Source organism: Stenotrophomonas lacuserhaii (genome assembly GCF_039674585.1).
Lineage (GTDB): Bacteria > Pseudomonadota > Gammaproteobacteria > Xanthomonadales > Xanthomonadaceae > Stenotrophomonas > Stenotrophomonas pennii_A.
Genome location: NZ_JBDJNU010000013.1, coordinates 1 through 21084, shown reverse-complemented (window position 1 = coordinate 21084; position 21084 = coordinate 1). Strand labels below are relative to the sequence as shown.

At 68.0% G+C, this 21084-nt stretch carries 19 protein-coding genes; 13 read left to right on the top strand and 6 right to left on the bottom strand.

Going from position 1 to position 21084, the window contains the following annotated elements; genetic code table 11:
* Window positions 1–135: 135 nt before the first annotated feature.
* Together asd and ABE522_RS07310 are read right to left on the bottom strand one after the other, a co-directional pair.
* The gene (gene asd / locus ABE522_RS07315) at window positions 136–978 is read right to left on the bottom strand and encodes an archaetidylserine decarboxylase (protein WP_346591120.1); all 843 of its coding nucleotides are present in this window, start codon (window positions 976–978) and stop codon (window positions 136–138) included.
* Window positions 975–1625: an SCO family protein gene (locus tag ABE522_RS07310; RefSeq protein WP_346591119.1), complete on the bottom strand. Its 651-nt coding sequence runs from the start codon at window positions 1623–1625 to the stop codon at window positions 975–977. The genes asd and ABE522_RS07310 overlap by 4 nt, the downstream gene beginning before the upstream one ends.
* A 127-nt stretch (window positions 1626–1752) precedes the next feature.
* Here ABE522_RS07310 and prmB point away from each other — a divergent pair, with 127 nt between their 5' ends.
* The 8 genes from prmB to ABE522_RS07270 all read left to right on the top strand — a co-directional run bounded on the left by prmB (window position 1753) and on the right by ABE522_RS07270 (window position 9721).
* Window positions 1753–2682: a 50S ribosomal protein L3 N(5)-glutamine methyltransferase gene (gene prmB, locus ABE522_RS07305; RefSeq protein ID WP_101100713.1), complete on the top strand. Its 930-nt coding sequence runs from the start codon at window positions 1753–1755 to the stop codon at window positions 2680–2682.
* Entirely contained in the window at window positions 2679–3782 is a 1104-nt protein-coding gene (gene aroC / locus ABE522_RS07300) for a chorismate synthase (RefSeq protein WP_346591118.1), read from the top strand. The genes prmB and aroC overlap by 4 nt, the downstream gene beginning before the upstream one ends.
* Entirely contained in the window at window positions 3775–4812 is a 1038-nt protein-coding gene (locus ABE522_RS07295; protein WP_346591117.1) for a 2-hydroxyacid dehydrogenase, read from the top strand. Before aroC ends, ABE522_RS07295 begins: the two co-directional genes overlap by 8 nt.
* An 81-nt stretch (window positions 4813–4893) precedes the next feature.
* Window positions 4894–5922 carry an aspartate-semialdehyde dehydrogenase gene (locus tag ABE522_RS07290; RefSeq protein WP_346591116.1) on the top strand — a complete coding sequence of 343 codons (1029 nt, stop codon included), beginning with the start codon at window positions 4894–4896 and terminating at the stop codon, window positions 5920–5922.
* A 70-nt stretch (window positions 5923–5992) separates the two neighbouring features.
* Window positions 5993–7852 carry a type IV pilus assembly protein FimV gene (locus ABE522_RS07285; RefSeq protein ID WP_346591115.1) on the top strand — a complete coding sequence of 620 codons (1860 nt, stop codon included), beginning with the start codon at window positions 5993–5995 and terminating at the stop codon, window positions 7850–7852.
* 26 nt (window positions 7853–7878) lie between these two features.
* Entirely contained in the window at window positions 7879–8244 is a 366-nt protein-coding gene (locus ABE522_RS07280) for a VOC family protein (RefSeq protein ID WP_346591114.1), read from the top strand.
* A gap of 53 nt (window positions 8245–8297) precedes the next feature.
* The gene (gene truA / locus ABE522_RS07275) at window positions 8298–9068 is read left to right on the top strand and encodes a tRNA pseudouridine(38-40) synthase TruA (protein WP_346591113.1); all 771 of its coding nucleotides are present in this window, start codon (window positions 8298–8300) and stop codon (window positions 9066–9068) included.
* Window positions 9065–9721, top strand: a complete 657-nt coding sequence (locus tag ABE522_RS07270; protein ID WP_346591112.1) for a phosphoribosylanthranilate isomerase — start codon at window positions 9065–9067, stop codon at window positions 9719–9721. Before truA ends, ABE522_RS07270 begins: the two co-directional genes overlap by 4 nt.
* 21 nt (window positions 9722–9742) lie before the next feature.
* Here ABE522_RS07270 and ABE522_RS07265 read toward each other — a convergent pair whose 3' ends face one another.
* Window positions 9743–10636, bottom strand: coding sequence for a LysR family transcriptional regulator (locus ABE522_RS07265; RefSeq protein WP_346591111.1), 894 nt, complete (start codon window positions 10634–10636; stop codon window positions 9743–9745).
* Between the two features lie 96 nt (window positions 10637–10732).
* On the opposite strand from ABE522_RS07265, the gene trpB reads away from it, so the two are divergent.
* From trpB to glmM, 4 genes are all read left to right on the top strand, one after another.
* Window positions 10733–11950: a tryptophan synthase subunit beta gene (gene trpB, locus ABE522_RS07260; protein WP_057687222.1), complete on the top strand. Its 1218-nt coding sequence runs from the start codon at window positions 10733–10735 to the stop codon at window positions 11948–11950.
* A 39-nt stretch (window positions 11951–11989) separates the two neighbouring features.
* The gene (gene trpA / locus ABE522_RS07255) at window positions 11990–12799 is read left to right on the top strand and encodes a tryptophan synthase subunit alpha (protein WP_346591110.1); all 810 of its coding nucleotides are present in this window, start codon (window positions 11990–11992) and stop codon (window positions 12797–12799) included.
* A gap of 304 nt (window positions 12800–13103) precedes the next feature.
* Window positions 13104–13979 (top strand): acetyl-CoA carboxylase, carboxyltransferase subunit beta, encoded by an 876-nt coding sequence (gene accD / locus ABE522_RS07250; protein ID WP_346591109.1) that lies wholly within the window; start codon window positions 13104–13106, stop codon window positions 13977–13979.
* Window positions 13979–15343, top strand: a complete 1365-nt coding sequence (gene glmM, locus ABE522_RS07245; RefSeq protein WP_346591108.1) for a phosphoglucosamine mutase — start codon at window positions 13979–13981, stop codon at window positions 15341–15343. The genes accD and glmM overlap by 1 nt, the downstream gene beginning before the upstream one ends.
* A gap of 58 nt (window positions 15344–15401) precedes the next feature.
* On the opposite strand, the gene ABE522_RS07240 is transcribed toward glmM, so the two are convergent.
* The 3 genes from ABE522_RS07240 to ABE522_RS07230 all read right to left on the bottom strand — a co-directional run bounded on the left by ABE522_RS07240 (window position 15402) and on the right by ABE522_RS07230 (window position 19375).
* Window positions 15402–17282, bottom strand: a complete 1881-nt coding sequence (locus ABE522_RS07240) for a DUF3413 domain-containing protein (RefSeq protein ID WP_346591107.1) — start codon at window positions 17280–17282, stop codon at window positions 15402–15404.
* A gap of 97 nt (window positions 17283–17379) precedes the next feature.
* Window positions 17380–18237 (bottom strand): polysaccharide deacetylase family protein, encoded by an 858-nt coding sequence (locus tag ABE522_RS07235; protein ID WP_346591106.1) that lies wholly within the window; start codon window positions 18235–18237, stop codon window positions 17380–17382.
* Entirely contained in the window at window positions 18230–19375 is a 1146-nt protein-coding gene (locus ABE522_RS07230) for a glycosyltransferase family 4 protein (RefSeq protein WP_346591105.1), read from the bottom strand. The genes ABE522_RS07235 and ABE522_RS07230 overlap by 8 nt, the downstream gene beginning before the upstream one ends.
* 303 nt (window positions 19376–19678) lie before the next feature.
* Between ABE522_RS07230 and ABE522_RS07225 the strand changes: the two genes are divergently transcribed.
* Window positions 19679–20614, top strand: coding sequence for an isopenicillin N synthase family dioxygenase (locus ABE522_RS07225; RefSeq protein WP_346591104.1), 936 nt, complete (start codon window positions 19679–19681; stop codon window positions 20612–20614).
* Window positions 20615–21084 lie beyond the last annotated feature (470 nt).

Here is a 21084-nt window from a genome sequence, read left to right as displayed (position 1 = left end):
CCGGTAGTGACGGCCGTTGGCCGTCAGCTCCTGCATTGGGTGGGTGACGACCGTTGGTCGTCACGCTGCTGCTTGCCGCTGCGCTCGCCGGGCATGGCCCGGCGCTACCGAAGCGGCAGCGGCAGACGACCCGGATCAGCGCAGCGTGGCCAGCGCCTGCCCCAGCTGCACCGCGTGTTCGGCATCCAGGTGCGGGGCGAAATCGGCCACGCCGGGCGGCAGCAGCACGATCACCGTGGAGCCATAGTTGAAACGCGCCATCTCCGCGAAGCGTTCCAGCGTGATGCCCTGGCCGCGGTAATCCTTGCGCGTGATCCGATCACCGTAGTGCGGGATCTCCTCGCCGCTCCAGACGGTCTCCACGCCGGACACCAGCAGCGCGCCGACCATCACGCTGACCATTGGACCGAAACTGGTGTCGAAATGGCAGACCAGCCGCTCGTTGCGGGCGAACAACCCGGGCACCTTGTTCACCGCCGCCGGGCCCACGCTGAACAATCGGCCCGGCACGTGCACGGTTTCGCGCAGGGTGCCGGTCCACGGCATGTGCACGCGGTGGTAGTCCTTCGGCGACAGGTACACCGTGGCGAACAGGCCGTCATTGAACGGCTTCGCATCCTCGGCGCTGCCGAGCAGTTCGGCGGCGGTGAACGACTGGCCCTTGGCCTGGAAAATGCTGCCGTTCTCGATGCGGCCAAGCTGGCTGATGCGGCCGTCCGCGGGCATCACCAGGGTGCGTGGATCGGCGTCGGCCACGCGTGCGCCGGGTTTCAACGCCCGGGTGAAGAACTGGTTGAACGTCCTGTAGCTGCGCGGGTCCGGGTCGGCGGCCTCGCCCAGGTCCACCCCGAACTTCGTGGTGACGGTGTCGATCAGCCACTGCGCTACGCGCGGGTTGTCCGAGTACGCCAGCGCACGCGCCATCGAGGACAACAGACGGTGGGGCAGGGCGTAGCTCAGGGTGGTCATCAGGCTCATAGGGCGGATTTCTCGGTCAGCTTCTGCAGGTCGCGGGCGATGGCCGGCGCATTGAACGGGGGACGGACGATGCCGGCCAGCCGGCCTTCGGCATCCAGCACGGCGAGAGTGGCCGAGTGTTCCATGGTGTAGTCCTCGGGGTTCTCGTCGAAGGTCCTGCCGGGCACCTTCTGGAACACCAGGCCCAGCGAGGTCGCGAATTTTTCCAGCGACGGCACGTCGCCGGTGGCGGCCAGGGTGTCCTTGTGGAAGGCGTGGATGTATTCGCCGAGCCGGGTGGCGCTGTCGCGCTCCGGGTCGACCGACACGAACAGCACGCGCGGGCGCAGGGTCTCAGGCACCGTCTCCCATTGTTTCTGCGCCTCCGCCAGTTCCAGCAGGGTGGTGGGGCAGACATCCGGGCAGAAGGTGAAGCCCAGGAACACCAGGGTCCAGTGTCCCTTCAGCTCGCCGGGGATGAGGCGGGTGCCGTCGGACTGGGCCAGGTTGAAGTCCGGCAGCGGTCGCGTCTGGGGATAGAAGGTGATCGCTTCGGTGGCGGGCTGGCCGGTGGGCGCCTTCGGCGCGAATACCTTCTGCGCGGCCAGCAGGCCCAGGCCCGCGGCCAGGGCGATCAGCAGGATGATGCCGACGTTGCGATTGAACATGAGGGCCTGCGCTGCCGAGGGATCGACCCCCATCATACCGGCAGCGGGGTGGCGGTTTCCCCTGCAACGGATGCCGAGGCAGGCGCCAGACCCTATAATCGGGGGCCAATCTACCCGTCGTACCGCCATGACCGCCGAACCGGCCGCCGAACTCCATACGATCATCGACCTGATCCGCTACGGCACCAGCCGTTTCAACGCCGCGGGCCTGACCTTCGGGCACAGCTACGACAACGCGCTGGATGAAGCGACCCAGCTGGTGCTGCATGGCCTGCACCTGCCGCACGACCTCGGTCCGGCGTACGGGCAGGCGCGCCTGCTGCAGTCGGAAAAGCAGGAAGTGCTGGCGCTGTTCGAGCGTCGTATCGACGAGCGCGTGCCGGCCGCCTACCTGACCGGCGAGGCGTGGTTTGCCGGGCTGAGCTTCAAGAGCGACAGCCGTGCGCTGGTCCCGCGTTCGCCGATCGCCGAGCTGATCGAAACCGGTTTCGAGCCGTGGCTGGCTGGCCGCCACGTGGACCGCGCGCTGGACCTGTGCACCGGTTCGGGCTGCATCGCCATCGCCATGGGCCATTACTACCCGAACTGGGAAGTGGACGGCGTGGACCTGAGCGATGATGCCCTGTCGCTGGCGCATGAGAACAAGGACCGCCTGCAGGCGCACAACGTGACCCTGCTGAAGTCGGACCTGTTCACCGGCCTGGCCGGACGTCATTACGACCTGATCGTCACCAATCCGCCGTATGTGACCAACGACGAAACCGACGCACTCCCGCAGGAGTACTCCTACGAGCCTGAAATGGGCCTGCGCGCGGGCGACGACGGCCTGGACCTGGTGTTGAAGATCCTGCGCGATGCGCCGCTGCACCTGAGCGAAGACGGCCTGCTGATCTGCGAAGTGGGCGAATCCGAACAGCACCTGGTCAAACTGCTGCCGGAGGTGGACTTCGCCTGGGTCGAGTTCAAGGTCGGCCAGATGGGCATCTTCGCGGTGGAATGCCGTGAACTGATCGCCCACAGTGCACGCATCACCGAACTGGCGGCACAGCGGCCGTGAGTTCCAATTCGTTCGGCAAGCTGTTCACCGTCACCACCTTCGGCGAGTCGCACGGTCCGGCCATCGGCTGCGTGATCGACGGCTGCCCGCCGGGGTTGGCGCTGGATGCGGCCGAATTCGCCCACGACCTGCAGCGACGCGCCACCGGCAAGAGCCGGCATACCTCCGCGCGCCGCGAGGCCGATGAGGTGGAGATCCTGTCAGGCGTGTACGAGGGGTTGACCACCGGCACCCCGATCGCGGTGCTGATCCGCAATACCGACCAGCGCAGCAAGGATTACGCCAACATCGGCCAGCAGTTCCGCCCCGGCCATGCCGACTACAGCTACTGGCACAAGTACGGCATCCGCGATCCACGCGGTGGCGGCCGCTCGTCGGCACGCGAAACCACCATGCGCGTGGCGGCCGGCGTGGTCGCCAAGAAGTGGCTGGCCGAGCGCTTCGGGGTGACCGTGCGCGGCTACCTGTCCCAGCTGGGCGGGATCACCCCGCGTGCTTTCGACTGGTCGGCGGTGGAAGACAATCCGTTCTTCTGGCCCGACGCCGCGCAGGTGCCGGAGCTGGAGGCCTACATGGATGCGCTGCGCAAGTCCGGCGATTCGGTCGGTGCGCGCGTGGACGTGGTGGCCGACAACGTACCCCCGGGCTGGGGCGAACCGATCTACGGCAAGCTGGATGGCGAGCTGGCGTCGGCGCTGATGAGCATCAACGCGGTAAAGGGCGTGGAGATCGGCGACGGCTTTGCCAGCGCCGCGCAGAAGGGCACCGAGCACCGTGACCTGCTGACCCCGCAGGGATTTGCCAGCAACCATGCCGGCGGCATCCTCGGCGGCATTTCCACCGGGCAGCCGGTCACCGCCTCGATCGTGCTCAAGCCCACCTCCAGCCTGCGTCTTCCCGGCGCCTCGCTGGACAGCGAAGGCAAGGTGATCGAAGTAGTCACCACCGGCCGGCACGACCCGTGCGTGGGCATCCGCGCGGCACCGATCGCCGAGGCGATGATGGCGCTGGTGCTGATGGACCAGGCGCTGCGCCACCGTGCGCAGTGCGGCGATGTCGGCAGCATCACCCCGCGCATCCCGGGCCACATCGATGGCTGATGCGCGCCCCGTCGTCTGGGTCAGCCAGCCGCTCATCGATGCGGTGATCGAGCCGCTGCGTGCGCAGGTCGAACTGATCACCACCGACGCGGTGACCGCGTGGACGCCGGACCAGCTGGCAGAGCGGCTGGCGGGCGTCGACGGTGCCATCATCACCCTCAACGAGCGTATCGGCGCGGCCCAGCTGGCCGCGGCCGATCGCCTGCAGGTGATCGCCAATGTCGGCGTGGGCTACAACAACCTGGATGTCGATGCGCTGAGCGCGGCCGGCATCCTGGCCAGCAACACCCCGGACGTACTGACCGAGACCACCGCGGACATGGGCTTTGCCCTGTTGATGGCCGCCGCGCGCCGGATCACCGAATCCGAACGCTGGCTGCGCGACGGCCAGTGGGGCCAGTGGTCGTTCCAGACCATGCTGGGCGCGGACATCCATGGCAGCACGCTGGGTATCCTGGGCATGGGCCGCATCGGCCAGGGCATCGCCCGCCGCGGTGCGCACGGCTTCGGCATGCGCGTGCTTTACCACAACCGCTCGCGGCTTCCGGCTGCGACCGAAGCGGACGTGGGCGCGCAGTACGCCGAGCTGGATGACCTGCTGGCGCAGAGTGACCACCTGGTGCTGGTGCTGCCGTACACGACCGCCTCGCACCATCTGATCGACGCGACCGCGCTGGCGAAGATGAAGCCCACCGCCACGCTGGTGAACATCGCCCGCGGCGGAATCGTCGACGAGCTGGCGCTGGCCGATGCACTGGCCCACGGCCGGCTGGCAGCGGCCGGGCTGGACGTCTACGAAGGCGAGCCGCAGGTGCGCCCGGAGCTGCTGGCGCTGCGCAACGTGGTGCTGACCCCGCATATCGGCAGCGCCTCGCTGGGCACGCGCAAGGCGATGGTGCAGCTGGCGGCGGACAACCTGCTGGCCGCGCTGGGCGTGGCCGGTGAAGCGACGCGCATGCCAAGCGCGATCAATGCCGACGCGGCGCTGGCCGCGCGCGCTGCTTCGGGCGATAAAAGCAAAAAACGATAGGGAGCCTCCGCGCCTGCACGAGGAGGTTCCCCGAACCCGGCCGCATTGCGTGAATCCCCTACTTTTTTTGAGAATTTCCACATGAGTACCGAACAACGTTCCTTCCATGTCGCCGTCGTCGGCGCCACCGGTGCGGTCGGCGAAACCATGCTGTCGATCCTGGCCGAGCGCGACTTCCCGGTCGGCACGCTGACCCTGCTCGCCTCCTCGCGCTCGGCCGGTGGTGAAGTCGAGTTCAACGGCCAGAAGCACATCATCAAGGACCTCGCCGACTTCGATCCGACCGGCGTGGACATCGCGTTGTTCTCCGCCGGTGGCAGCGTGTCCAAGGAGTACGCGCCGAAGTTCGCCGCCGCCGGTGCGGTGGTGATCGACAATTCGTCGGCGTTCCGCTACGACGACGACGTGCCGCTGGTGGTGTCGGAAGTCAATCCGGACCAGGTCGCCAACCGTCCGCGCGGCATCATCGCCAACCCCAACTGCTCCACCATGCAGATGCTGGTGGCACTGGCGCCGCTGCATCGCCGTTACGGCATCGAGCGGATCAACGTGGCCACTTACCAGTCGGTGTCCGGCGGCGGGCGTTCGGCGCTGGAAGAGCTGGGCAAGCAGACCGGCCAGCTGCTCAGCTTCCAGGAAATCGACCCGCAGCGTTTCCCGGTGCAGATCGCCTTCAACCTGATCCCGCACATCGACGACTTCCTGGACAACGGCTTCACCAAGGAAGAAATGAAGCTGGTCTGGGAAACCCAGAAGATCCTCGGCGACAGCAGCATCCTGGTGAATCCCACGGCGGTGCGCGTGCCGGTGTTCTACGGCCACTCCGAAGCGGTGGCGATCGAAACCCGCGACAAGGTCACCGCCGCCGAGGCGCGTGAACTGCTTTCGCAGTCGCCGGGCGTGGACGTGGTGGATCGCCACGAAGCGGGCGGCTACCCGACCCCGGTCACCCATGCATCCGGTACCGATGCGGTGTACGTCGGCCGCATCCGCGAAGACCTTTCGCACCCGCGCGGCCTGAACCTGTGGATCGTCTCGGACAACATCCGCAAGGGCGCTGCACTCAATGCGGTGCAGTTGGCCGAGCTGGTCGCCGCCGAACCGCGTTGAGAAGGGCGGGGGGGGGGGCGTGCCGGCCACGACCCCCACTTTGTGGCGGCCAGCCGTTATATTGGCCGCCATGAACAACGGGGCCCGCGGCGTCATGCGACCGCTCAAGTATCTTTCCACCCTCCTGCTGGCGCTCGCCAGCAGCTCGGCGATGGCGCTGGGGCTGGGTGACATCCGTGTGCTGTCCCGTCCCGGGCAGCCGCTGGTGGCTGAAATTCCGATCATTTCCGCCGATCCGGCCGAACTGCAGAACCTGCGGGTCGGGCTGGCTTCGCCGGTGACGTTCGAACGGGTGGGCCTGCAGCGCCCGACGGGCCTGGTCAGTGAACTGCAGTTCGAACTCACCCGTACCGCACAGGGACGGGCGGTGGTGCGCGTCACCTCGGCCTCGCCGGTGGAAACCCCCGCGCTGGCGTTCCTGATCGAAGCCGACTGGGGCCAGGGCAGGCTGGTGCGCGAGTATTCGGCGCTGATGGATGCACCCACCAGCGCGGTTGCACTGAGCGAGCCGGAGATCGAGGCGCCGGCCGGCGCGATGTCCAATGCGATCATCCGTGAGCCGCAGGCCGTGCCGGTGCCGCCCGAAACGTCGACTGCAGCCGCTGCCCCTGCGCCTGCACCTGCGGCGCGCACCGCCAGCACGGCTGCACCACGCGCGCCGGCGACCGGTGCCACCGGTGATATCGCGGTGCGGCAGGGGCAGACCCTTTCGCAGATCGCCCAGACGCTGGCCGTCGGCCAGCAGGTCAGCCGCGAACGGGCGATGATCGCCCTGCTGCGGGCCAATCCGGAAGCCTTCATCCGCGGCAACATCAACCTGCTCAAGCAGGGTGCGGTACTGCGCGTGCCCGATGCGGCCTCGCTGGCTGCCGTTGATGGCAGCGAGGCGGCAGCGATGGTGCGGGAGCATGCTGCGCAATGGCGGCAGTCGCGCACCCTTCCGCAGCCTGCAGCGGCCGATTCCAGCGTTGCGGCCGCCACGCCGGCTCCCGCCGCAGCGGCGCCCCGCAGCACCGGCGCGCGTCTTGAAATCGCTCCGGCGGTGGCGGCTGCCGCTGCCACGGCTGGCTCAACCACCGGCACCGGTGATGGCAACGAGGGTGACATGCTCGGCAACGAACAACTGCGTCAGGCAAGGGAAGACGTCGCCACGCGCGATGCCGAAATCGATGAACTCAAGCAACGCGTCGCGGATCTGGAAAAGCTGAAAGCGCAGCAGCAGGCGCTGGTCAGCCTGAAGGACACCGAGATCGCGGCCGCGCAGGCGCGCTTGGCAGAGGCCCCGCAGCAGGCGTCCAGCGGCCCTTGGTTCTGGCTGGCGCTGCCGTTGCTGCTGCTGGTGGCCGTGGGCTGGTGGCTGTCGCGTCGCCGCAAACCCTCGCCCCTGCCGCCGCTGCGCCGTGACGACCACGACGACAGCGCGCTGTCGGCCGCCGTTCCGGCCGGTGCCGGGCTGGACGTGCTGGCCGAGCGCGCGGGATGGGAGCAGGATCCTCGGGAGCAGGCCGGCGCCGACACCGACTTTGCCGGCGAAGCGCCGGTGCATTTCGATCCGGAACCACCGGCCAGCGTTTCGACCGCGGCGCAGGCTTCCGCGGAACCCTTCCTGGAACCCGGACCGGTGGTTGACCCGGTGCCCGCCTACGCCCGCCATGCCGAGCAGCAGGACGCCTTCCGCGGCGTCTTCGAGCTTCCCGCCGGCGATGCGCCGGCCGCGCCGGAGATGCCGGACGATGCAGCGGCGCATGCCCCGGACGCGGTCGCTGGTACGCCAGCGCATGCCGGTGGCCATGATCGCCTTGAACTGGCCATCGCCTATCTGGACCTGGGGGATGCGCAGACTGCGCGCTCACTGCTGGAAGAGGTGGCCCGCAGCGATGATCCACATCTGCAGGCGCAGGCGCGCGAACTGTTGGCGCGCCTCGGCTGACCCTTGGGCTGTACGGAGTATCGACCATGCAACGCGACCGTCGCATCGACTACATCGAATTCGCTTCGCAGGATCCGGCGGCGAGTCGCGCGTTCTTCCAGGCCGTGTTCGGCTGGCAGTTCCAGGAATACGGCCCGGACTACACCGCCTTCGACGACGGGAGGCTGCAGGGCGGCTTCTATCGTGCCGCACCGGTGTCCACCGACACCGCAGGCGCGCCCCTGGTGGTGCTGTATGCCGACCAGCTGCAGCCGGTGATCGAGGCGATCCTCGCCGCCGGCGGTGAGCTGCTCAAGCCGGTCTTTTCGTTTCCGGGAGGCAGCCGGTTCCACTTCCGCGAGCCTGGCGGCAACGCGCTGGCGGTATGGTCCGAGCGCGATCCAGACGGCTGACGCCGGCAGCGGCGGCCGGCTTGGCGTCTTTTCACAGATTCAGAGGTAGCAGCATGCGTTACGCCTTGGGCGTGGAGTACGACGGCAGCGATTACAAGGGCTGGCAGAACCTCGGCGAAGCCGGCCCGAGCGTGCAGGCGAGCCTGGAAAAGGCGCTGTCGTCGGTCGCCGATTCGCCGGTGCGCGTGGTCTGCGCCGGCCGCACCGATGCAGGCGTTCATGGCCAGTGCCAGGTCGTGCATTTCGACACCGATGCCGTGCGCGATCCACGCGGCTGGACCCTGGGCACCACCGCACGGCTGCCCAGGTCGATTGCGGTGCGCTGGTGCACACCGGTGGCGGATGACTTCCATGCACGCTTTTCCGCGCGCGCGCGGCGCTACCGCTATCGCTTGTTGAACCGTTCGATACGCCCGGCGCTGCAGCGGCAGACGCTCAGCTGGGAACGGCGCCCGCTGGATGCCGGCCTGATGCACCAGGCCGGGCAGGCACTGCTGGGCGAGAATGATTTCAGTGCCTTTCGCAGCATCCAGTGCGAAGCGTTGCACGCGCGCCGCGAGATGCAGTCGGTCAGCGTGCTGCGCAACGAAGAGGTGATCGAAGTGTCGGTGCAGGCCAATGCATTCCTTCATCACATGGTTCGCAATATCGTGGGTTCGCTGATCCTGGTGGGCAGCGGGGAGCGTCCGGTCGAATGGATCGGTGAGCTGCTGGCCGGCCGGGACCGTACCGTTGCCGGGCCCACTGCCCCCCCTCAGGGCCTGGTGTTCCTGGGCCCGTTGTACCCCGACAACTGGCAACTGCCTGCCGAGGTCACCCTATGAGCCGCTCCTATTACCGTACCCGCATCAAGTTCTGTGGCATGACCCGCGCCGGCGATGTGCGCCTGGCCGGCGAGCTCGGCGTGGATGCGGTGGGCTTCATCTTCGCCCGCGAGAGCAAGCGCCGCGTGGCACCTGCCGAAGCGCGTGCGATGCGCCAGGCGATCGCGCCGATGGTCGATGTGGTGGCCCTGTTCCGTGACAACACGCGCGAGGAAGTGCGCGAAGTGCTGCGCACCGTGCGTCCAACGCTGCTGCAGTTCCATGGCGATGAAGACGAGGGTTTCTGCCGCGGCTTCAACATGCCCTACCTGAAGGCCGTTGCGATGGGCGGCCGCGAAGAGGTCAACGCACGCACCCTGCAACTGCGCTACCCCAGTGCGGCAGGCTTCCTGTTCGACAGCCATGCGCCCGGCGGCGGCGGCGGGACCGGCGTTGCCTTCGACTGGACGCGCATCCCCAGCGGCCTGCACCGGCCCTTCCTGCTCGCCGGCGGGCTGACCCCGGAAAACATCTTCGACGCGGCCGTGGCGACCCTGCCGTGGGGCGTGGACGTGTCCAGCGGGATCGAATCCGAGCCGGGCATCAAGGACGGTTACCTGATGCGCAAGTTCGTTGAAGAAGTCCGTCGCGCGGACTGCGCCAGTCTCGACTGAACGCATGCCGCCGCTGCCGGGTCACCGATCGGCAAGTTCGGCCTTCAGCCAGGCCACCAACGCATCGACACGCGGATCCGTGCGCGCGGCATGCCGCGCCAGCACCCAGGCGCCGGTGGTGGCGGTGAATCCCCACGGTGCGATCAGTCGCCCGCGTGCCACGTCGTCGGCAACCAGGGGCTCCGGCGCGATCGCCACGCCCAATCCCGCCACCGCCGCTTCCAGCAGGTAGTACAGGTGTTCGAAGCCCTGTCCCGGCCTTAGCGCACGCGCGTCCAGTGCATGCGCAGCGGCCCAGGCCGGCCATGCCTGCGGCCGCGAGGTGGTATGCAGCAGTTCCTCGGGCAGCAACGCGGACGCCGGCCGACCCTGCAGGCGGGCCGCGGCCGGGTGCTGTGGGGAGAGCACCGCGCCGACCCGTTCCGGTGCCAGTTCGATCACCTCCCAGCCGTTCGGCCAGGGCGGTTCAGCCAGCAGCAGCACCGCATCCAGCCGTGCCTGGGCGTCGCTGAAGCTGCCATCCAGCGCCGACCAGTGCACGTTGAGCGCGGGCAGGGCGGCCTGCAGCCGCGGCAGTCGCGGGATCATCCAGCGCGCCAGTACGCTGCTGCTGCAGCCCAGCACCAGGGCATCGTGCAGGGCCGGGCGATGCAGCTGGTCCACCGCGGCGTGCAGCCGTTCAAACGCATCCTTGCAGGCGGCCTGCAGGGTCTGTCCGCTGGCGGTCAGGCGCAGGCCGCGCCCGTCGCGCTCGAACAGCGCCAGGCCAAGATCGGCTTCGAGCAGCTTGATCTGCCGGCTGATCGCGCCGTGGGTGACATGCAGGGCCTGCGCTGCGCGTCCCACGCCACCCAGCCGGGCCGTCGCTTCAAAGGCGCGCAAGGCATTGAGGGGCGGGAGCGGGCGCGTCTTCATGTGAGAAATACTGACATGACGTGGCGGAAATATCGATATTCCCGTCATAACCCGTGCGCTAGAGTGGCGGTCCACCTGTTCGACCCGGTTGCCCTCATGTCGCTCCCCCCGATTCCTGACTTCCATGCCTATCCCGATGCCAACGGGCACTTCGGGCGTTACGGCGGCAGTTTCGTCGCCGAAACCCTGGTCGGACCGCTGCAGGAGCTTGCCGCGGCCTACGACCAGGCGCGCAAGGACCCGGCTTTCATCGCCGAATACGACCACGACCTGGCCCATTACGTGGGCCGTCCCAGCCCGATCTACCATGCGCGGCGGCTCAGCGACCACGTCGGCGGCGCGCAGATCCTGCTCAAGCGCGAGGACCTCAACCACACCGGCGCGCACAAGATCAACAACACCATCGGCCAGGCGCTGCTGGCCTCGCGGATGGGCAAGAAGCGCATCATCGCCGAGACCGGCGCCGGCCAGCACGGCGTGGCCAGCGCGACGGTGGCCGCACGCCTGGGCCTGGAATGCGTGGTGTACATGGGCGCCACCGACATCGAACGGCAGAAGATCAACGTCTATCGGATGAAGCTGCTGGGCGCGACCGTGGTGCCGGTGACGTCGGGTTCGGCGACGTTGAAGGATGCCCTCAACGAAGCGATGCGCGACTGGGTCACCAACGTGCAGGACACCTTCTACATCATCGGCACCGTGGCCGGCCCCGATCCGTATCCGCGCATGGTGCGTGATTTCAATGCCATCGTCGGCCGTGAAGCGCGCGAACAGATGCTGCTGGAATACGGCCGCCTGCCCGATGCGATCACCGCCTGCGTGGGCGGAGGCAGCAATGCCATCGGCCTGTTCCACGCGTTCCTGAATGATCGTGAGGTGCAGATATTCGGCGCCGAAGCGGCCGGTGACGGCATCGAGACCGGGCGCCATGCCGCCTCCATCGCGGCGGGGCGCCCCGGCGTGCTGCACGGCAACCGCACCTATGTGCTGTGCGATGACGATGGCCAGATCATCGAAACGCATTCGGTGTCCGCCGGCCTGGATTACCCGGGTGTCGGGCCGGAGCACGCGTTCCTGGCCGACAGTGGCCGCGCCACGTACCTGGGCATCACCGATGAGGAGGCCCTGCAGGCCTTCCACCTGCTGTCGCGTACCGAGGGCATCCTGGCGGCACTGGAGTCCAGCCATGCGCTGGCGCAGGCGATCAAGCTGGCCCGTGAGCGCCCGCGCGACCAGCTGGTGCTGTGCAACCTGTCCGGCCGCGGCGACAAGGACGTGCACACGATCGCCGCGCGCGAAGGCCTGATCCTGTGATGTCTGCCACCCCTGTATTGATTGAAGGACGTGCCTGAAATGCCTGTATCCCGACTTGATGCCCGTTTCCAGCGGCTGCGTGATGCGCAGCGCAAGGCGCTGATTCCCTTCATCACCGCCGGCGACCCGTCGCTGGAGGCGACCGTGCCGGTGATGCATGCGCTGGTCGAGTCCGGCGCGGATGTGCTGGAACTGGGCGTGCCGTTTTCCGATCCGATGGCCGATGGTCCGACCATCCAGCGCAGTTCGGAGCGCGCGCTGGCGCGGGGGGCCGGGCTGCGTTACGTGCTGCAGGCGGTCGCCGGATTCCGCAGCCGCGACACGGAAACGCCGGTGGTGCTGATGGGCTACCTGAACCCGGTGGAGATCCACGGTTATGTCCGCTTCGCCACCGAGGCGGTTGCCGCTGGCGTGGACGGGATCCTGCTGGTGGACCTGCCGCCGGAAGAAGCGGCGGAGGCCAACGAAGCGTTCGACGCGGCGGGCCTGGCGCTGGTGCTGCTGGCCTCGCCGACCACCAGCGATGCACGTGCCGATACGCTGCTGGGCCTGGCGCGCGGTTATCTGTATTACGTGAGTTTCGCCGGTGTGACCGGCGCATCGGACCTGCTCGACCATGATGCGGCGGGTGCCCGCCTGCAGGCACTGCGCGACCGCGCCAGCGTGCCGGTGGTGGCCGGGTTCGGGATCAAGGATGCGGCCAGTGCGGCATCGATGGCGCGCCAGGCCGATGGCGTGGTGGTGGGCAGTGCGTTGGTGTCGGTGTTGGCGCAGGCGACCACGGTGGATGAAGCGGTGCAGGCGGCGGGGGCGTTCCTGGCGCCGCTGCGGCAGGCGCTTGATGCTTGACGCTTCTGCAGGGCTGGCGGGGGGGGGGGGGGGGGGGGGGGGGGGGGGGGGGGGGGGCCCGCCACCCCCCGCCCCGGGGGCCCTGTTGGCCCCCCCCCATGGCCGCCCACCCCCCCCCCCACCCCACCCCGCCCCACCTTCGACAGGTTGCTGGTGGCCTTGGTAGCGCCGACCCATGGTCGGCGGTTTTGCTGCAAACGTACGCCGGGGCACGGTTTCAGGGGGTGCACGGGTGGGGAAGGGCTGAGCTAGACTGTCGGCCTTTGCGGCCTTCGGGCCGCCCTGAACGGAAGTAGCAACCCGCATGAGTTGGCTCAGCAAGTTGATGCCGTCGGGCATCCGCACCGACAACGTCCCCAACAAGAAGCGCAGTGTCCCCGAAGGCCTGTGGGAGAAGTGCAGCAGCTGCGGCAGCGCGCTCTACGGCCCGGAGCTGGAAAAGAACCTGGAAGTCTGCCCCAACTGCGGCCACCACATGGCGATCCGCGCGCGTGCGCGGCTGGCTTCGCTGTTCGACGCCGACAGCATGACCGAGATCGCCGCGCGGCTGGGTCCGAACGATCTGCTGAAGTTCAAGGACCAGAAGAAGTACGCCGAGCGCATCAAGATCGCGCAGAAGAATACCGGCGAGTACGATGCGCTGATCGCCATGCGCGGCCTGCTCAAGGGCCGTCCGCTGGTCGCGTCTTCGTTCGATTTCGCCTTCATGGGCGGCTCGATGGGCTCGGTGGTCGGCGAGCGTTTCGCGCTGGCGGCGGAAACCGCGCTTGAGATCGGTGCACCCTACATCTGCTTCTCCGCCAGCGGCGGCGCGCGCATGCAGGAAGGCCTGTTCTCGTTGATGCAGATGGCCAAGACCTCTGCGGCGCTGGGCAAGCTGCGCGCTGCCGGCCTGCCGTATATTTCGGTGCTGACCCATCCCACCACCGGTGGGGTGTCGGCATCGTTCGCGATGCTCGGTGACATCAACATCGCCGAGCCGCAGGCGCTGATCGGCTTCGCCGGCCCGCGCGTGATCGAACAGACCGTGCGCGAGAAGCTGCCGGAAGGTTTCCAGCGTTCGGAGTTCCTGCTCGAACACGGCGCCATCGACCAGATCTGCGACCGTCGCGAGCTGCGTGACCGCCTGTCCGAGCTGTTGGCGATGCTGCGCCGCGAACCCGTGCCGGCGGAGGGCTGATGGGGACGCGGAAGTACTTCGGCACCGACGGTATCCGCGGCCGGGTCGGCCAGGGCGTGATCTCGGCCGACTTCGTGCTGCGGCTTGGCAATGCGTTCGGCCGCGTGCTGGTGGCCCAGCAGGCGGCGGGCAACCGTCGCCCGATCGTGGTGATCGGCAAGGACACGCGCATTTCCGGCTACATGTTCGAAGCCGCGCTGGAAGCGGGGTTGGTTGCTGCGGGCGTAGACGTGCAGCTGCTGGGCCCGATGCCTACGCCGGCCGTGGCCTTCCTGACCCGCACGTTGGGGGCGGACGCCGGCATCGTGATCAGCGCCTCGCACAACCCGCACCATGACAACGGCATCAAGTTCTTTTCCGCCCAGGGCGAGAAACTGGACGATGCCACCGAACTGGCGCTGGAGGCGGGCATCGACGAGCCGTTCACCACCGCCGAATCGGAAAAGCTGGGCAAGGCGATGCGCGCGCGCGAAGCGATCGGCCGCTACATCGAATTCTGCAAGGCCAGCGTGCCGCGCAACTTCGACCTGCGCGGGGTACGGCTGGTGCTGGATTGCGCGCATGGCGCGACGTACCACATCGCACCGCTGCTGTTCCGCGAGCTGGGGGCGGAGGTGATCGCCATCGGCGCAGCGCCGGATGGCGTCAACATCAACGCCGGCGTCGGTTCGACCCACATCGACAACCTCGCCGCCAAGGTGCGCGAAACCGGTGCCGACCTGGGCATCGCCTTCGATGGGGATGGCGACCGGGTACTGATGGCCGACGACCAGGGCAACCCGGTCGATGGCGATGACCTGCTGTTCATCCTGGCCCGCGCCTGGCAGGCCAGTGGCCGCCTGCGCGGTCCCGTGGTGGGCACGCTGATGACCAACTTCGGGTTGGAACAGGCGCTGGAAAAGCTGCAGATTCCGTTCCTGCGCAGCAACGTCGGCGACCGCTACGTGCACCAGGCGCTGGTGGAAGGCGGCGGCGTGCTCGGCGGTGAAGCGTCGGGCCATCTTCTGTGCCTGGATCGCGCCACCACCGGCGATGCCATTGTCAGTGCGCTGCAGGTGCTGGTTGAACTGCGCCGCAGCGGGCAGAGCCTGCGTGAGGCCCTGCAGCCGCTGTCCCGGGTGCCGCAGAAGACGGTCAATGTGCGGCTCGGCAACGTGTCGGCCAAGGCCACCGTGCAGGCTGCAAGCGTGCAGCAGGCGCTCGTCCAGGCGCAGCAGGCAGTGGCCGGCCGCGGCCGCGCGTTCCTGCGCCCGTCCGGCACCGAACCGGTGGTGCGGGTGACCGTGGAGGCCGACGAGGCCACGCTGATGCAGGAAACACTGGATCGTTTGTCCGATGCAGTGAAGGCCGCCGCCGCGGCCTGATCCGGTTCCGCGGCGCCGCCGGTCGACGGTGGCGCCCGCGGCGTGTGCAGGACCTGCCTCAGCGCCGGCGGAACCGGGTCAGTTCGTCCCAGGCTTCGCGCAGGCCGGCGCTGTCCGGCTGCTGCACGGGCAGCGGCAGGTAGTCAGGCCCCAGCGCCGTGCTGTTGCCGAACTTGTCGAACACATAGGTATCCGGCCCCCGGCGGATGCCGCGCTGCGACCAGCTTTCCACCAGCAGCGAACGCGGTGCCAACGCTGCCGGTGCAAGCAGGTCCTGGCCGGTGCTGAACTCTTCCAGCGGGTTTTCGCAACCCAGTGCATGCCGCATCAGCGTGGGCACCCAGTCCTCATGCGAACTGGTGCGCGCCTGCCGCGATGCCGCCCTTCCCGGCCAGTGCAGCACGAACGGCACCTGCAGTTGGAAGTCGGAGAAATTGCCGTTGTGGCCCCAGTAGTTCAGGCCAAGGTCGTTGAATTCCTCGGCATGGTCGCCGGTGACCAGCACGATGGTGTTGTCCTCCACGCCGGCCTCGCGCAGTGACTGCAGCAACTGGCTGACCAGGCTGTCGGCATAGTGGACGGCGGTGCGGTAGCGATTGCGTTCCGGGGTGGCATCGTGGTCCTGGTCCAGCGCCAGGAAGTTGATGTCCTTGGCCATCGGCGTGTCCAGCGCCGGGTAACCCTTGGGCAGGTGGTACGGCGCGTGGGTGGCGTCGAGGAAGGCGAAGCCGAACCACGGCGTGCCGGACGGGGTCGCGGTGATTTCAGCGCGCAGCGTGTCGACCACGTGGCGGTCACGTTCGGCGACGCTGAGGGCCGCCGGTGCGGTCTGCAGCAGCTCCCGCACCTCGGCGAAGGCGGTGCGGTCGAACTCCGGGCTGTACAGCGGCGCGCTGCCATGCAGGTACATCGCATAGCCCTGCTGCTTGAGCACGTCGAACAGCACCGAGCCGCGCTGCTCGGCCAGCATCGGCTGCCAGTAGCCGCCAGGCAGGCCGTACAGCAGGCCGAACAGGCCGAAACGGGTGGCGTTGCCGGTGCTGTAATGGCGCTCGAACACCTGCGATCGCCGGGCCAGCGCCGAGGTGCCGGGCATGGTGCGCTGATCCAGTGCGTCGGCACGCAGCGACTCCAGCACGACCACCAGCACGTTCGGCCGCTGGTGGCTCTGGCAACGCAGCGGGGCGGTCGGGTAGGCCGGTTCACTGAGTCTCGGATCGGGCAGCGTGGCGGTGCGTTCGGCCACCGCCACGCCCATCGCACGCATCTGCCGCTTGGCGGTGATCGGCTGTGCCCATGGCAGGTAGGCCCACTGGCTGACCACCGCGCGCTCGCCGCGTGCGTCGTAGTAGGCGGTGGCGATCTGGCCCGCGGCCATCAACAGCGCCGCTGCCGTCCACCCGCCCAGCACCCAGGCGCGACGTGGACGCGGGGCCAGCAGGCGCCAGCAGGCCCAGGCCAGCAGCGCCTCGGCAGCGAACACGGCGGCGACCACCCCGGCGATCTGCAACCAGTTGCTCCACGACAGGCTGACCTGATCCTGCATGGCACCGCCGAACACCATGTTCAGCACCATCGCATTGAGGTGGAAGCGATACAGGGCAAAGACCTTGGCATCCACCAGCAGCAGGCACAGCCACAGGCCCTGCATGACCACCGTCGTGATCGTGAGCGGCCGCGCGCTGCGTGTCCACAGGCCGACCAGCAGCGCCGGCAGCATCACCAGCGCGCCGAAGGCAAGGAAATGACCGGGTACGGCCAAGGCCAGGTACAGCCGGCCGAGCATTCCGCCGGGATTGTCTGTCCACGGGATGTTGGTCGCGCTGATGCCGATCGCCAGCACAGTGCCCATGGCGGTCATCACGCTTGCCCATGCAAGGCGCTGCCACCGCGGGGATGGGGTGGGGAAAGGGGGGCGTGCAGGCATCGAGGGGTTCATCGTGCAGGGGAGGGCGGCACGCAGGCGTCTGTCGTGGAGGGGGCGCATTGTATCGGCTTGTATCGCTCCGCCGATGGCCGCTGCCGGTATACGGCGCTCAGGGGCCGGCGGGCAGGCCCTTGCGACGGGCCTTGAAGCCGTTGAACAGGGGGGCCAGTGCCGGCAGGTAGCTGCAGGCAATGCGCCTGCGCAGCCACGAGGCCGGGCGGTCGCGCACGGCGAAGCGATAGATGTGGCCGGCGTCGCCCCCGATGCGGTTGCGGCCGAACGGGTGCGTTGTATGCAGGTAATGGAATCCGTGCGCGCGCGCGATCTCCACGTGGTCCGCGTCGAAGTCGCCGTAGGGCCAGCACAGTGTGTCCGAGACGCTGCCCAGTTCCTGCTGCAGCACCTGGCGTGCTGTTGCCAGATCGGCATCCAGCCCGCTTCTGCGCTGGCTGCGGTCCAGGTCAGCGCGCTGCAGCCAGCGCGTGTGCGAGTGCGTGTGGCAATGCAGTTCGAAGGTGCCGGCGGCGATGGCCGCGCGTGCCTCGTCCCAGCGCATCATCACCTGGTCGGCCTGCCCGTGGCGGAATATCGCCTCTTCGCATCCACGATGGTCCGGCGTGGCGGGCAGCAATGCGCCGCAGTGGCCCGCGTGCGGACGCACCGGTCCCTGGCCCATCCAGCCGGTGACGACGAAGACCACGGCATGCATGCCATGTGCCTGCAGGATCGGGTGGGCGTATACCCAGTTGTCCAGATAGCCGTCGTCGAAGGTGATGACGATGGACTTGCGCGGGACCGGCTTGCCGGCCAGGAAGCCGGCGTACTGATCCAGTGTCAACGATGTCCAGCCGGTGTCGGCGAGCCATGCGATCTGGCTTTCGAAGTTCGCCGGGGACACGGTGATCATCCCCGGCGAAGGGCTGACATGATGGTGCATCAACACCGACACGCTGCGGGCCTTACGCATGTCCAAGTTCCTCCAACCATTGGTAGTAGCAGGCTTCCGTCGCGCGGCAGTGCCCGACGGGGCTGAATCGGTCGTCGCTGCGCATCCAGTCCCAGCCGGCACGGCCCATCTGCCTGCGCAGCCCGGGCTGCTCGACCAGGCGTTGCAGCGCGGTGGTCAATGCGGCTGGATCACCCGGCTCGACCAGCAGCGCGTTGTCCCCCTCGCGCACCATCTCCGGCACGCCGCCAACGCGCGTGGCGACGATGGGCACGCCGACGAAAGCGGCCTCCAGGAATACGGTGCCGGCCGCCTCTTTGTGCGTGGCAAGCGCGAACACGTCCAGTCCTGCCATCAGACGCTGCGCATCGGAACGGTGGCCGAGCAGATGCACCTGGCGCTGCAGCCCCAGCCGCTGGGTGGCAGTGCGCAGTTCGGTCATGACCGGCTCGCCCTCTCCGATCACCGCCAGATGAAGCGAGGGGCGGGCGTGGCAGAGCGGCGCGATGGCGTGCAGCAGGTCCATGTGGCCCTTCGGGCGACGAAGCACCGCGACGCAGCCGACCACCACATCACCGGCGTCGAATCCAAGCTCGGCCCGCACCCGGGCGCGGGTATCCTGCATGCACTGCCAAGGATCCGGTCCGCGCACGCCATGCCACTGCGGTGGAATCGCGATGGGCGGTACCACGCCGATGTGCCCCGCCTGGATGCCCCGCGCGACCAGCTGCTGCTTCACGAAACGGCTGACGGTCAGCACGCGATGGGGCAGGCCGGTGTAGGTCAACAGCGAGTTCACCGGGCTCATCAGGTGGCGTGAGCGCACCACCAGCGGCGCGCGCGCCAGGCGCGCACCGGCCGCGGCGATAAGGGCGTCGCGGCGGCTGGTCGTGTTCACTACGTCGAAGCGATGCGACCGTACCAGCGCGGCTACCTGGTCGATTCCCCGCAGCAGCCGGACCAATCCGCCCATCCGCAGCCGGTGCACGATGAATCCATTGGCTTGCGCCAATGCTCCCAGGCGGGCGCCTGGCTGGCATAACAGCGAGACATCATGGCCGCGCGCCCGCATCGCGGTCATGTGGCGGAAGATGTAGATCTCCTGGCCACCCAGGCCCATCGCCGCTTCGGTATGCAGAATGCGCAGGGGACGTTGCATGGAAGGGGCCGGTGCACGTGAGCGGGGTGGGGAGGCCAGCGTGACGCGGAAGATGCGCGCGACTGAGCGGCGCAACGCCGGCCTGGGATCAACAGGGTTTATGGCGACATGCATGGACGACATCGGCCGGGTCGGTGGGGTGTTCCGCGTGGCCCGTCGTGCCTGATGCGACACGGTGGTGGCGCGCCGGGGGCCGCCTGGGAGGCACCGGGCCTTGGCCTGATCTGTCACAATGTGGGCACGGAACGCGGCCCGTAGGCGCCGTCTGCCGCTGTCCAGACCCATGACCAACCAGGTACCGTTGTGAGCCAGATCCCCACCCTCGACATCACCCGCTTCGACAGCGACCGCGAGGCCTTCGTGGCCGAGCTGGGCGCCGCTTACCGCCAGTGGGGCTTCGCCGGCATCCGCAACCATGGCATCCCGCAGGCCGACATCGACGCGGCCTACGACGTCTTCAAGGCGTTCTTCGCCCTTCCGGAAGAGGTCAAGCGCCGTTATCACGTGGCCGGCAGTGGCGGCGCACGCGGCTATACCCAGTTCGGCGTGGAAACGGCGAAGGGCTCCAGCCATTTCGACCTGAAGGAGTTCTGGCATATCGGGCGCGAGATTCCCGATGATTCCAAATACCGCGATGTGATGGCGCCGAACCTGTGGCCGAGTGAAGTGCCGGAGTTCCGTGAGCGCGGCTATGCGCTGTACCAGGCGTTGGACCACCTGGGCTCGCGCGTGCTGTCGGCCTTGGCGCTGCACATCGGCCTGCCGGAGGATTTCTTCGCCGACAAGACCAACAACGGCAACTCGATCCTGCGTCCGATCCACTACCCGCCGATCACCACCGACGACATTCCGAACGTGCGTGCGGGCGCCCATGGCGACATCAATTTCATCACACTGCTGGTCGGCGCCAGTGCCGCTGGTCTGGAGGTGCAGTCGCATGATGGCAAGTGGGTGCCGTTCACTTCGGATGCCGACACCATCGTGGTCAACATCGGCGACATGCTGCAGCGCCTGACCAACCACGTGTATCCCTCGACGATCCATCGCGTGGTCAATCCGCCGGGCGAGCTGGCACGCCAGCCGCGTTATTCGGTGCCGTTCTTCCTGCATCCGAACCCGGATTACCTGATCGACGTGCTGCCCTCGTGCATCACCCCGGAAAATCCGAGTCGGTATCCGGAGCCGATCACCGCCCACGGTTTCCTCGAAGAGCGCCTGCGCGAAATCAAACTGAAGTAGTGGGGTGTGTCTGGCCTGCGGCCGGGCTTCGAAGCCGGAGCGACGTCAATGTCAACGTCAGAAGCTGCAGGGCTGCTTGTTGGCGGGGCGGGGTGGTTGTGCAGGACACGCCGCAAGTACGTCCTTGTAGGCTCGCTTTTCGCATCCATGCGAAAAGACGGTCCTTCACAACCACCCCGCCCCGCCCTCGACAGGTTGGCGGTGGCCCTGGAACCTTCGGTAACGCCGACCCATGGTCGGCGGATGGTGGGGGAATGGGATCTGATGGTTTCCGCCGACCATGGGGCGGCGCTACCGCTTTTCTTCTTTTTTTTTACGCGGGTGGCGGTCACCGGAACCTGTCATGGGTCGAGCGGGGAGGCTATGCGGGGCCTTGAGCGGCAGGAGCCGCGAAGAGCTACATGGACGTACTTGCGCGTGCCCCGCATGGCCTCCCCCCCCCGCCCCCCCCCCGCAGCGGCGCGAAAATA